General features: G+C 65.3%; 9 protein-coding genes. 1 reads left to right on the top strand and 8 read right to left on the bottom strand.

What is annotated here, in order from left to right:
• Positions 1-151: 151 nt before the first annotated feature.
• The 7 genes from AC4FIJ_RS02300 to AC4FIJ_RS02330 all read right to left on the bottom strand — a co-directional run bounded on the left by AC4FIJ_RS02300 (position 152) and on the right by AC4FIJ_RS02330 (position 9,143).
• Positions 152-1,831 (bottom strand): ABC transporter ATP-binding protein, encoded by a 1,680-nt coding sequence (locus tag AC4FIJ_RS02300; RefSeq protein ID WP_490335114.1) that lies wholly within the window; start codon positions 1,829-1,831, stop codon positions 152-154.
• 23 nt (positions 1,832-1,854) lie between these two features.
• Complete coding sequence (locus tag AC4FIJ_RS02305) at positions 1,855-2,910, bottom strand: ABC transporter permease (protein WP_490335115.1); 1,056 nt, start codon at positions 2,908-2,910, stop codon at positions 1,855-1,857.
• 76 nt (positions 2,911-2,986) lie between these two features.
• Positions 2,987-4,417, bottom strand: a complete 1,431-nt coding sequence (locus AC4FIJ_RS02310; protein WP_490335143.1) for a CmpA/NrtA family ABC transporter substrate-binding protein — start codon at positions 4,415-4,417, stop codon at positions 2,987-2,989.
• A gap of 220 nt (positions 4,418-4,637) precedes the next feature.
• Entirely contained in the window at positions 4,638-5,852 is a 1,215-nt protein-coding gene (locus AC4FIJ_RS02315) for an ABC transporter substrate-binding protein (protein ID WP_490335116.1), read from the bottom strand.
• A 34-nt stretch (positions 5,853-5,886) separates the two neighbouring features.
• Positions 5,887-6,462: an ANTAR domain-containing response regulator gene (locus AC4FIJ_RS02320; RefSeq protein ID WP_490335117.1), complete on the bottom strand. Its 576-nt coding sequence runs from the start codon at positions 6,460-6,462 to the stop codon at positions 5,887-5,889.
• 73 nt (positions 6,463-6,535) lie between these two features.
• A complete protein-coding gene (locus AC4FIJ_RS02325) occupies positions 6,536-8,617 on the bottom strand; it encodes an NAD(+) synthase (RefSeq protein WP_490335118.1) in 2,082 nt (693 codons plus the stop codon).
• Entirely contained in the window at positions 8,601-9,143 is a 543-nt protein-coding gene (locus tag AC4FIJ_RS02330) for a CinA family protein (protein WP_490335119.1), read from the bottom strand. Before AC4FIJ_RS02330 ends, AC4FIJ_RS02325 begins: the two co-directional genes overlap by 17 nt.
• A gap of 196 nt (positions 9,144-9,339) precedes the next feature.
• On the opposite strand from AC4FIJ_RS02330, the gene AC4FIJ_RS02335 reads away from it, so the two are divergent.
• Complete coding sequence (locus AC4FIJ_RS02335) at positions 9,340-11,457, top strand: TonB-dependent receptor (RefSeq protein ID WP_490335120.1); 2,118 nt, start codon at positions 9,340-9,342, stop codon at positions 11,455-11,457.
• On the opposite strand, the gene AC4FIJ_RS02340 is transcribed toward AC4FIJ_RS02335, so the two are convergent.
• Positions 11,454-12,800, bottom strand: a complete 1,347-nt coding sequence (locus AC4FIJ_RS02340) for an ABC1 kinase family protein (protein WP_490335121.1) — start codon at positions 12,798-12,800, stop codon at positions 11,454-11,456. The two genes, AC4FIJ_RS02335 and AC4FIJ_RS02340, sit on opposite strands and share 4 nt — an antisense overlap.
• Positions 12,801-12,803 lie beyond the last annotated feature (3 nt).

Consider the following 12,803-nt stretch of genomic DNA (forward strand, 5'->3'; position numbering starts at 1 on the left):
CTTCGTCGCCCGCCGATGTGGGTGGAAAGCGGGCCCCTCATGCGCCCGCCGGGTGTTCTTCGCCTGCGCTACCGGGCGCCCTTGCCCGGAATCGCGGCGTGAATTCGGTCAATCGGGGCCCGGCCGGATCCTTCCGGTCCGGGCGAAACGGTCAGGCCGCCTTGGCCGAGGGACCGTGATCATATTCGGCCAGGAAGTGCAGTACCTCCTGCCGGTATTGGTAGAACTTCGGATCCTCCAGCAGCGCCTTGCGATCGCGCGGACGCGGCAGGTCGACCTTCAGCACCTTGCCGATGGTGGCATTGGGGCCGTTGGTCATCATCACGACGCGGTCGGCCAGCAGGATCGCCTCGTCCACGTCATGCGTCACCATGATGGCGGTGACCTTAGTGCGGTTCCAAACCTCGACCAGCACGTCCTGAAGGTCCCAGCGCGTCAGGCTGTCGAGCATGCCGAAGGGCTCGTCCAGCAGCAGCAGGCGCGGGCTGAGCGCGAAGGCGCGGGCGATGCCGACACGCTGGCGCATGCCGTTCGACATTTCGGCGGCCATCTTGTCCTTGGCATCGGCCAGCCCGACGCGGTCGAGATAGTAATCCACGATGTCGCGGCGCTCGGCGCGGGCGGCATGCGGATAGACCCGCTCGACCCCCAACGCCACGTTCTGCCGCGCGGTCAGCCACGGCATCAGGCTGGGGGCCTGGAAGACCACCGCCTTGTCCGGTCCCGCCGCGCTGATTTCCCGGTTGTCGAGGACGATGCCGCCCTTCGAAATCTCGTTCAGGCCCGCCGCCATGGTCAGCACGGTCGACTTGCCGCAGCCCGAATGGCCGATCAGCGAGACGAATTCGCCGCGGTTCATGATCAGGTTGAAATCCTCGACCACGGTCAGCGGGCCCTTGGGCGTCGGATACACCTTATCGAGCTTGAAGAATTCCAGATAGCGGTTCTCGACATTGCTCTGCCCCGCCTCGCGATAGGCCTTGGGCGGGGGCGCGAGGTCGAGCGGGATCACGCCGGGCAGTTCGGTCGCGCTTTCGCCGACGCTGGACGAGGCATCGTTCAGCTTTGCCAGATAGTTCACGATGCGCCCGCGCAGGGCCTTGTAGCGGTCGTCGTCGTTCATCGCCTCCCTCTCGCGCGGGCGGGCGATGTCGACGTCGAAGATCTGGCCGATCCTTGCGGCGGGCGCGGGCGTCAGCACGGCCACGCGGTCGGCCAGCAGCAGCGCCTCGTCCACGTCATTGGTGACGAGGATGATGGTGCGCTTCTCCTCCTCGCGGATGCGCTCGATCTCGTCCTGCAGCTTGGCGCGGGTGAGCGCGTCGAGCGCGGAGAGCGGCTCGTCCAGCAGCAGGATCTCTGGCTCCATGGCGAGCGCGCGGGCCACCGACACGCGCTGGCGCATCCCGCCCGAAAGCTGGGCAGGCTTGCGGTCCATCGCATGGCCCAGCCCGACCAGTTCCACCTTCTGTCGGACCAGAGCGGCGCGGTCGGCCTTGCTGCGGTCCTTGTGCACCGCGTCGACCGCCAGCGCGACATTCTGCTGCACCGTCAGCCAGGGAAACAGCGAGTAGGACTGGAACACCAGCCCCCGGTCGCGGTCCGGCCCGTCGATGGCCTTGCCGCGCAGCAGCACCTCGCCGCCGTCCGCCTGAACCAGCCCCGCGACGGTGCTGATCAGCGTGGTCTTGCCCGCCCCAGAAAAGCCCAGGATCGCGATGAATTCGCCTTCCTCGACGTCCAGGTCGATACCGCCCAGCACTTCGGTGACGCCGCCGGTCTTGCCGGTGTAGCTTTTCGTCACGTTCTTCAGCGAAAGGATCGGCTGCATGTCCGCTCTCCTCTTCCGGGCGATCAGATCTGGTGGTTCTTGGAGACGAGCGCCTGAAGGCTCATCATGATGCGGTCGAGGCCGAAGCCGATGAAGCCGATCACGACCACCGCGAACATGATGCGCGCCAGTGACTGCGAGGATCCGTTCTGGAATTCGTCCCACACGAACTTGCCGAGGCCGGGATTCTGCGCCAGCATTTCCGCGGCGATCAGCACCATCCAGCCCACGCCCAGCGACAGCCGCATGCCGGTGAAGATATAGGGCAGGCTGGCCGGCAGGACCAGGCGGCGAAGCTTGGCGAACCAGCCCAGTTTCAGCACGCGGCCCACATTCAGCAGGTCCTTGTCGATGCTAGCAGTGCCGACGGCGGTATTGATCAGCGTCGGCCACAAAGAGCAGAGCATCACCACCAGCGCCGAGATCACGAAGGCCTTGGGAAGGATCGGATCGACGCTGCTGATCGTGGCGCTGATGACCATGGTCACGATGGGCAGCCATGCGAGCGGGCTGACCGGCTTCATGATCTGGATCAGCGGGTTGATCGCCGCGTTGAACAGCGGCGACAGTCCCGCCGCCAGTCCCAGCGGCACCGCGACCAGCGTGGCAAGGCCAAAGCCCAGCGCCACCGTTTTCAGCGAGGTGAAGATCTGGTCGAGGAAAGTCGGCGGGCCCGCATATTCGAAGTCGCGCACCGCCGCCGTGTTGCCTGCCGCCATGGCCTGCGCATTGCGCGCCTCCTGATCGGCATAGAACTGCGCTTCGGTCTCGCGCGCCGCCTGCCATTCGCCGAACAGGCTGACGCCTTGCTCGGCAACTTCGACCGGCCCCGGCAGCGCGCCCAGCGAGGTATCGACTTGCGGAGCAAGCACCGCCCACAGGCCGAGAAAGGCGAGGATGCCCAGCACCGGAGCGACGATGGTCTGGCCCCATTTCGCCATGAAGCCCGACAGCGGCGAGACGGCGCTCCCCCCCGTCTCCGCCGGTGCGGCCACCTTGCCCGCGACCGAGCCTGCCATGGCCTCAGTCGCCGGCTGCGCGGTGCCGTCGTCGAACTTGTCTGCAAATACGGTCGCCATCTGATCGCTCCTGTTCGCGGTCACTGGTTGGTTGCTGGCCGGCAGCTTATTGGCCGGCAGCTTATTGGCCGGTAGCTTATTGGCCCGTCACGCCCGAAGCGGCGACCCGCTGACCCTGCTTCAGGCCGATGGGGAATTTCGCCAGATAGGCATTGGGCTGCGATCCATCGAAGCTGATATTGTCGATGAAGCCGCTCTGTTCGCCCCGGAACCCGTCGGTCTGCGGGATGGAGGCCGCCGGGATCACCCCGTCCGCCACCAGCTTGTTCGCCGCCGCGAGATAAAGGTCGGGACGGTACACCGATTTCGCCTTTTCGATGTACCAGCTGTCGGGATGGTCCTGAGGAATCTGGCCCCAGCGGCGCATCTGCGTCAGATACCAGATCGCGTCCGAGTAATACGGGTAGCCCGCATATTTATCGAAGAAGATGTTGAAGCCCTTGGCATCGCGGGTGTCGCCCTTTTCAAAGGTGAACTTGCCCGTCATCGAGGCCGCGATCACTTCCTCGTCCGCGCCGACATAGTTGGGCTGGGCCAGGATCTTGACCGCCTCGGCCCGGTTCGCGCCATTGTCGGCGTCCAGCCATTGCTGCGCCTTGATGATCGCGCGCAGCATGGCGGCGGTGGTGGCCGGGTTCTGCTCGGCGAAATCCTTGCGGATCGAGAACACCTTTTCCGGATTGTCGTGCCAGATCTCGTCATCGGTGATGACCGGCACGCCGATGCCCTTCTGCACCGCGGCCTGGTTCCACGGCTCGCCGACGCAATAGCCTTCGATCGTGCCTGCCTCCAGCGTGGCGGGCATCTGCGGGGGAGGGGTGACCGACAGCTTCACATCGGCATCGACCGTGCCCGACACGTCGCCATCGGTGTAGTATCCGGGGTTCAGCCCGCCCGCCGCCAGCCAGTAGCGCAGCTCGTAATTATGGGTCGAGACGGGGAAGACCATGCCCATGTTGAAGGGCTTGCCCTGCTGGGCATAGGAATCGACCACCGGCTTCAGGGCCGCTGCGCTGATCGGGTGCCGGATCTTGCCGCCTTCGGTGGGAAGATCCGCCCTGATCTGCGACCAGACCTTGTTCGACAGTGTGATCGCATTGCCGTTGAGGTCGAGACTGAGCGGCGCGATCAGATCGGCCTTGGTGCCATAGCCGATGGTCGCCGCGATCGGCTGTCCCGCCAGCATGTGCGCGCCGTCAAGCTGCCCTCCGATCACCCCGTCGAGCAGGACCTTCCAGTTCGCCTGCGGCTCCAGCGTGACGTTCAGCCCTTCCTCGGCGAAGAACCCCTTTTCCTTGGCGATGGCCAGCGGCGCCATGTCGGTCAGCTTGATGAAACCCAGCTTCAGGTTCGGTTTCTCGGGCTGTCCGTCGACCGAGGTAGCGGCGACCGCTTCGCTCGTGGCCTCGCCGCCGCCGCCGCAGCCGACCAGCGCGACCGAAGCCAGCATGGCCACGACGACGGTGCGCCGCTTCAGTCCCGTATTCTTCCCGTCACATCCGAACATCGCCACTCGATCCCTCTATCGTCGGACAACGCAAAAAAGCCGCCTCGAAACACTTCCGCATGGAAGGTTCGGGCGGCGACATTGCCACGCAATTTCGTAAGTGCAGCGAGGTTCGCTTGGTCACCCGTCCATGGGCGGCGATCCTTGCGCTGTGCCCATTGTCTAGCCGATTCGCGGCGGACCCGTAAAGCGGTTTTTGCACTGCACCATGAATTTTCGATCACGACTGGCTGGCCAGATATTCCTCAAGTTGTTCGGGATCAAAGGTTTTGCCATCGAAAAATGCGTCGAGCTCCATGACCAGATGGCCTTGCTCGGTGCTGGCGCCGATCATGCCCTTGACGGCGCCCTCGACCTTGGAACTTGCGCCGGGCAGGGGCGAATCCGCGCCGCGCAGGGCGCTGCGATAGATGTCGGGCCGGAATACGGCGGCGGCCCTGGCGGCATCGGCGGGGTCGTATTCCATGCGGTCCCACCGGACCATCTGCGTGTAGAGCCATTGCGCCTGGCTGATCCACGGGAAATTGGCCGCCTCGCGGTGCTGGAACATGAAATCGGAATAGTGCACTGCCGGGCCGTCCTGCCGCAGCACCAGCCGGTCAGAGATCGCCCCCAGCACCAGCCGAGGGTCCGATGCAAGATATTCGGGCCGCGCCAGCAATTCGGCATTGGCTTCCCAATTGGCCGGGTCCACGAAATGCTCCCCCGCATGGCGCAGCGCGCGGATCAGCTTTTCGACCGCGTCGCGCCGCTCGTCCAGCACCGGCTGGCGCATGGCGAGCACCTTTTCGACGCCGCGCCGCCAGATCTGCGCGGTCGCTAGTACGATCCGGCCCACGCCGCGGTCCACCGCGACCGAGTTCCACGGCTCACCCACGCAGCTGCCGTCGATCTCGCCGCTGGCCAGCGCGTCGGCGGTGAAGGGCGGGGCGACGGTGACGATCTCAACATCCTCGTCCGGCCTTATTCCGCAGCCTGCCAGCCAATAGCGCAGCATGTAATTGTGACTGGAGTAGCGATGCACCACGCCAAGACGGATCGGGCGGCCCGCATCCCTGCGGGCCAGCGCTTCTTCGCGCAGCCGCGCGCCAAGTTCCCTTGGGTCGCACAGGCTGTCGGTTTCGCCCGGCATCAGCGTATCGGCCAGCACGTTGGACAAGGTCACCGCATTGCCGTTCAGCCCCAGCACGAACGGCGCGACCAGCGGCTGTGCGGGACGACCCCGGCCCAGCGTGGTCGCGATGGCCAGCGGCGCCAGCATATGCGCGACATCGCTGTGCCCATAGAGCAGCCGGTCGAGCACCGTCGCCCAGCTGACATCCCGCACGAAATGCAGGTCCAGCCCCTCCTGCTCGGCAAAGCCGCGTTCCTGCGCTATGATCGGCAGGCACGCGTCGACCAGCGGCAGAAAGCCCACTTTCAGCTGCTGCGTCACAGGCGCGCTCCCCTTTGCATTTCCATCCCCCGTTTCATTTGCCGATCAGCTCGTGCGCGGTGACAAGCGCCTCGGCGATGTCGGCGATCCGCTTGGACGAGGACATCGCCTTGCGCCGCAGTTCGGCATAGGCTTCCGGCTCGGTAATGCCCCGCGTGTCCATCAAGATGCGCTTGGCCTTGTCGATATTGGCGCGTTCGGCCAGCTTGCTGTTCGCCTCGGCAAGGTCTGATTGCAACCGGGCAAAGGCGTTGAAGCGGCGCACCGCCATCTCGATCAGCGGGCGGATGCGATTGGCCGCCAGGCCGTCCACCACATAGGCCGATACGCCCGCGTCGATGCTGGCGGCGATGGAATCGTCGTCCGACTGGTCGACGAACATGGCGATGGGGCGCGACAGGGCGCGGCTGACGGCGAAATATTCCTCCAGCACGTCGCGCGACGGATTGCCGAGGTCCATCAGCACGATCTCGGGGTCGATCTCGGCCATGCGTGCCAGCAGGCCGTGGCGATTGGTGACCACCGAAATCTCGCAATCGGGAAGCTGCGACAGGCCTTCTTCGATGATCGATGCGCGCGAGGCGCTTTCGTCGATGATGGCGATCCGCATACCGCCTTTACTGCACTGCAGCATGATGGCTGGCAAGAGCCTACCGGGCAGTAAGGCCGTTCAGTAAGGCCGTTCAGGCGCCGGTCGCGCCCGGCAGTGCCTCGGCCGGGATATTGGCATGCAATTCCTCCAGCCACGGCGCGGCGGTGGCGTCCGACGGCGCGCGCCAGTCGCCCCGCGGGCTGAGCGCGCCTGCCGACGACACCTTGGGCCCGTTGGGAATGGCGGACCGCTTGAACTGGCTGAACGCGAAGAAACGGCGCAGGAAGGATTCGAGCCAGCGTACTATCACCGGCAGATCATATTCGCGCCGCTCATGCTCGGGAAATTCGAAGGGCCAGCTCCCCTCGGCCGCGTCGCGCCATGCGTGCCAGGCCAGGAACGCCACTTTCGATGGGCGCTGCCCGAAACGCACGATGTGATGCAGGAAGAAATCGTTGAGCTCGTAGGGGCCGATCACGTCTTCGGTGCTCTGGATCTCGCCGTCTTCGCCTTCAGGCACCAGTTCGGGCGAAATCTCGGTGTTCAGGATCGACTGCAGGATGTCGCCGGTCGCATCGTCGAACTGGCGGGTGCGCACGGCCCAGCGGATCAGATATTGGATCAGCGTCTTGGGCACGCCCGCATTGACTGCGTAATGGCTCATCTGGTCGCCCACGCCATAGGTGCACCACCCCAGCGCCAGTTCGGACAGATCGCCCGTGCCGATCACGAAGCCCCGGTGCTGGCCGGCAAGGCGGAACAGATAATCGGTCCTCAGCCCCGCCTGTACGTTTTCGAACACCGTGTCATAGACCGATTCGCCGCCGGCGAAGGGATGGCCGATCTGCTCCAGCATCAGCCGGGCGGAGGGCTTGATGTCCAGCTCCTCCGCCTCGATCCCCAGCGCGTCCATCAGTTTCCATGCGTTCGATTTCGTGCCTGCCGAGGTGCCGAAACCCGGCATCGTATAACCCCGGATCGTGCCGCGCGGCAGACCCAGCCGGTCGCAGACCTTGGCCGCGACGATCAGCGCATGGGTGGAATCGAGCCCGCCCGAAACGCCGATCACCATGCTGTCGCCGCTGGTCGCCTGGAACCGGCGCATCAGCCCGTCGACCTGGATGTTGAACGCCTCGAAACAATCGTCGTCCAGCTTGTTCTGGCGGTTGGGCACAAAGGGGAAGCGGCGCACCGGACGGCGCAATCCCAGATCGCCGGTGGCCGGGCGATGTTCGAAACTGATCGTGCGGAACCGGTTTTCGGGCCGCCCCGCTGCATCGGCGGCATCGCCAAAGGTCTGCAGCCGCAGCCGGTCGCCCGCGATGCGTTCGCAATCGACATCCGCGACGCAGAGTTCCGGCTCCAGCGAGAAACGCTCGCTCTGGCACAGCAGATCGCCCAGCTCATAGATCATGCCCTGCCCGTCCCACGCGAGGTCGGTCGTGCTCTCGCCGTGGCCCGCCGCCGAATAGACATAGGCGGAGGCCGTGCGTGCGCTTTGCGAGCGGCAGAGCATGTGCCGCTCGTCCGCCTTGCCGATGGTGATGTTCGATGCCGAGAGGTTCGCCAGAATGGTCGCGCCCGCCAGCGCGCCCCGGGTCGAGGGCGGATCGGGGGCCCAGAAATCCTCGCAGATCTCGGCAAATACGCTGAAGCCGCGCATATTGTTCGCCGCGAAGATCAGGTCGGTGCCGAAGGGTACGCTTTCGCCGCCGATTGCAATCTGCGCGTCCGCGAAGCCGCGTCCCGCAGCGAACCAGCGCTTCTCATAGAACTCGCGGTAATTGGGCAGAAAGCTCTTGGGCACCGCGCCAAGGATTCGCCCGCGATGAATGGCAATGGCGCAATTATACAGCCGCGCCGCCCGGCGCAGAGGCGCGCCGACCAGCATCAGCGGCGTGAGGTCGGCGCTGGCGGCTGCGATCTCGTCCAGCGCAGCCTCCGCAGCATCGAGAAGGGCGGACTGCATCACCAGATCGTCGAGCGCATAGGACGAGACGCAAAGTTCGGGAAAGACCAGCAGGTCGACGTTCGCGTCATGCGCGCGCCGCGCCTCGGCCAGTACGGCGTCGCGGTTGAAGGCGACATCGGCAGTACGGACACGCGGCGTGGCGGCGGCCACGCGGACGAAGCCATGGATGTGCAGATCGGCGAATTCAGTCGTTTTCGTCACGCTCGTCCTTCTGGCCGTCGATGGCCGCCATCATCATGTCCAAAGCCACGCCCGCAGCCTTGATTCGCACGGGATCGCGCCCGATTGCGCCGAAATGCTCTTCCCGGTGGCCAAGCGGCCCGCCGCGGCGCTGACATGCCAGATGGACCAATCCTTCCACCTTGTCATCGCCGCCGGGGCCATCGTCGCCGGGAGGTCCGGCAAAACCCGTTATGGCAATCGCCACATCCGCATCCGACCGGTCAAGCGCCCCCTCGACCATCGCCTCGGCCACCTCCCGGCTGACCGCGCCGCAATCGTCCACCAGGCGCCTTTCGATCCCCAGCAGTTCGCATTTCGAGGATTTCGAATAAACAACGAAGCCCCGCTCGAACACATGGCTCAGCCCCTCCAGATCGGTGAGGAGCGAGGACAGCAGACCGCCGGTGCAGCTCTCAGCCGCCGCCAGCGAAAGCTCGCGGTCGTGGGCCATGCGGCACAGATCCTTCGCCTTCTTAACCAGCTCGTCGGGCAGGGAATGGCTCATGGGCTACATCCTCTCTTGTCTTTTCCATCACCCGGCCGAGCCCCGATGGCCGGGTGACTCTGCAACCGACCGCTCGTGAAAACTGTTCCGGAACGAAAATCCGGGACGTGCAAATTAGATATTGCAACTGCAACAAACTCGCATTAGCGGCGCTGTGAATTAAATGCGAACCAGTCGCAAGAATCAGGGAGCCGTCATGTTCAGCCGCCGTATCCATCGAAGCGTCCTCCATCTTTCCGCCGCATTGCCGCTTGTGCTGCTGGCCAGTCCCGCGCTGGCGGAAGAGGGTGCCGAAGCGCAGGAGCGCCGGTCCTATCTGCCCGAGGAGATCCTCGTCTCCGCGGCGCTGGACGGCTATGCGATCGACGACGGATCGACCGCGACCAAGACCCCGACGCCGGTCATCGACGTGCCGCAATCCATCTCGGTCGTGACGCGCGACCAGATCGAGGACCAGAACATCCGCCAGCTGAACGATGCGCTGCGCTTCGTCGCGGGCGTGACGCTGGAAACGGGCGAGGGGCACCGCGACGAGGTGTTTATCCGCGGGCAGGAGAGCACCGCCGACTTCTACCTCAATGGCCTCCGCGACGATGCGCAATATTACCGCTCGCTCTATAATATCGAGCGGATCGAGGTGCTGAAGGGCCCCAATGCGCTGATCTTCGGGCGCGGCGGCAGCGGCGGGGCGATCAACCGCGTCAGCAAGATCGCAGACCCCGGCAAGAGCTTTGTCGCGGCTGACGCGACGGTGGACACATTCGGCGCCTTCGCGCTGGGTGCGGACATCAACGCGCCGCTTTCGGCTGCGGCTGCGGCCCGGCTGAACGCGACATATCAGGAATTCGACAACCACCGCGATGCCTATGAAGGGCGCTTCTTCGGTATCAGCCCGACCGTCACGCTCGACGCCGGGCCCGATACGCGCGTCGTGCTGGGCTATAGCTATGACGACGACGAGCGCGTGACCGATCGCGGCGTGCCTTCGCTGAACGGCGGTCCTCTGACCGGCTATGACCGCACATTCTTCGGCGACCGCGACTTCAATGAGGCAAGCGCGCAGGTCCATATCGCCCGCGCCCGCGTCGATCACCAGCTGTCGGATGGGCTCAGCATCAATGTCAGCGGCCAGTTCGCCGATTACGACAAGGTGTATGGCAATATCGTGCCGGGCAGCACCGACGGCGATCTGGTGACCCTGTCGGGCTATCGCGACGCGACCACGCGGCAGAACTGGATCGGGCAGGCCAACCTCGTCTGGCAGGGCGATACCGGCGGAATCGGTCACACCTTCCTCGCAGGGTTCGAGGCGATCGGACAGGACACGACCAATGCGCGCGACACCGTGCGCTTCGGTGCGCCGGATGGCCCGACTTCGGTGCAGGTGCCGCTGGCCGAGGACATCGCGGTTCCTTCGTTTTTCGTGCAGCCGCTGGCGCGCAATCGCGCGTCGGAGCTGACCGTACTGGCCGCCTATGTGCAGGACCAGATTGCCATTGGCGAGCATGTCGAGCTGATCGGCGGGGTGCGTTTCGAAAGCTTCGATCTCGACAGCACCGACCTCGTCAGCGGCACGCCCGCCGCGCGCAAGGACGAGAAATGGAGCCCGCGCTTCGGCATCGTGGTCAAGCCCGAGCAGGCGCTGTCGTTCTATGCCAGCTATTCGGAAAGCTTCCTGCCGCAGGCGGGCGAACAATTCCTGGTCCTCAGCCCCGGTTCGGCGGAACTGGAGCCCGAGAAGTTCGAGAATATCGAGGCGGGCTTCAAATGGGCGCCGCGGCCCGAACTGCTGGTGACCGGCGCGATCTTCCAGCTCGACCGGACCAACGGGCAGACCGCCGATCCGAACGATCCGACGCTGGTCATCCTGACCGGCAAGACCCGCACCAAGGGCGTCGAACTGCAACTGGCGGGCGAAATCGCGCCCAACTGGAACGCCAACATCGGCTATGCCTATCTCGACGGCGAGGTCCGCTCGCGGCTTGGCAGCGTCGAGCCCGGCACGGTGCTGGAGCAGGTGCCCGACCATCACGTAACCGCCTGGACCCGCTATGATTTCAGCGAGCAATTCGGCATCGGCGGGGGCATCGTGCACAGCTCGAGCCAGTATGCCTCGCTCAGCAATGCGGTGACGCTGCCGTCCTATACGCGGGTCGACCTTGCAGGCTATTTCACCGTGAACGAGCGGCTGGCGCTGCAGGTCAATGTCGAGAACCTGTTCGACGAGGATTATTATCCCAGCGCGCATGGCGACAACAACATCCAGCCCGCACGGCCGCTGAATGCATCGGTGACGGCGCGGATGGTCTTCTAGGGGGCGACCGGCTGCTCGACCCAAGGCAGGGCGAGGGCGCGGACATCGACCCGCGCCTTCAGCCGCGCCGCCAGCAGCGCGGTGCCGCTGACCTTGCGCTGGACGAAAAGCAGGTCCGAGGGCGGCACATGCCATGTCGCCCGGTCCGCCGCCACCGCCATGCCCTCGTCGCGCAGGACGGAAACGAACTGCCGGTCGCCGAAATCGAAGGGGCCTTCGCGGGTCATCTCGCCGATCACGATGTCCAGCATCGCGTCGATCCGTTCGCGGTGGCCATGCACCGCGCCGGGGCCGATGAACCCCACCGCCGCCGTCCGCACCGCGTCGCGATTCCCTGCGAAACCGGTGCGAAGCAGGCGGCGATAGGCTTCGGAGGTTTCCATGGCCACGGGCCGCGCGGCCCCGAAATCGAGCAGGACGAGCCGCCCGCTGTCCGGCTGATAGCGGTAATTGGCGAAATTGGGATCGGTTTGCATCACCCCGAATTCGAACAATTCGCGCAGCACCAGCGACATCAGCACCCGCATGACGCTGTTGCGAACGTCCTGCGGCGCGCTCTCCAGCGTCTCGATCGGCTTTCCGGGCAGGAAGCTCATCGCCAGCACGCTGTCGGTGGTGAACTCGCTGTCGAGCGCGGGGACGACGACTTCGGGCGTGTCGGCCAGCAATTGCCCGAACAGCGCCATCTGCTCGCCCTCGCGCCGATAGGCAGTTTCCTCGGCCAGCTGCCGCTTTGCATCCGCCAGCAATGGCGCGATGTCGAGTTCGCGCGGCAGCAGGCCCGACATGCGCAGCAGGGTGGCGACATTGTCGACATCGGCGTCGATGCTTTCACGCACGCCGGGATATTGCACCTTGATCGCCAGCTCTCGCCCGTCATGCGTGACGGCCTTGTGCACCTGCCCGATGGAGGCCGCCGCGATGGGGCGCGCATCGAATTGTCGGAACCGCGTCCGCCAATTCGCGCCCCATTGCGAGGCCAGCACCTTCTGCAGCTGTTGAGGCCGCATGTGATGCGCATTTTCGCGCAGCCGCGCCATGATCTCGGCCAGTTCCGGGGGCAGCATGTCGCCCGCATCCATCGAGATCATCTGCCCCAGCTTCATCGCCGCGCCGCGCAGATGCGACAGCCGGTCGGCGACCTTGGTGACATTGCCGGGAGTCAGCAACATGTCGCGCATGCGAGGGCGCTCCCCATCCGCGATCCGGCGCGCGCCCTCGGCGACCATGCCGCCCGCGACGCCGCCCGCCAGCCGTCCGAACTGGCCCAGCCGCGACAGGCGGCCGCGCGGGACGGTACGGCCCCCGCTGTCCAATTGACCGTCGAAAGGGTTATCGCTCATGAC

Source organism: Croceicoccus sp., from assembly GCF_983967925.1.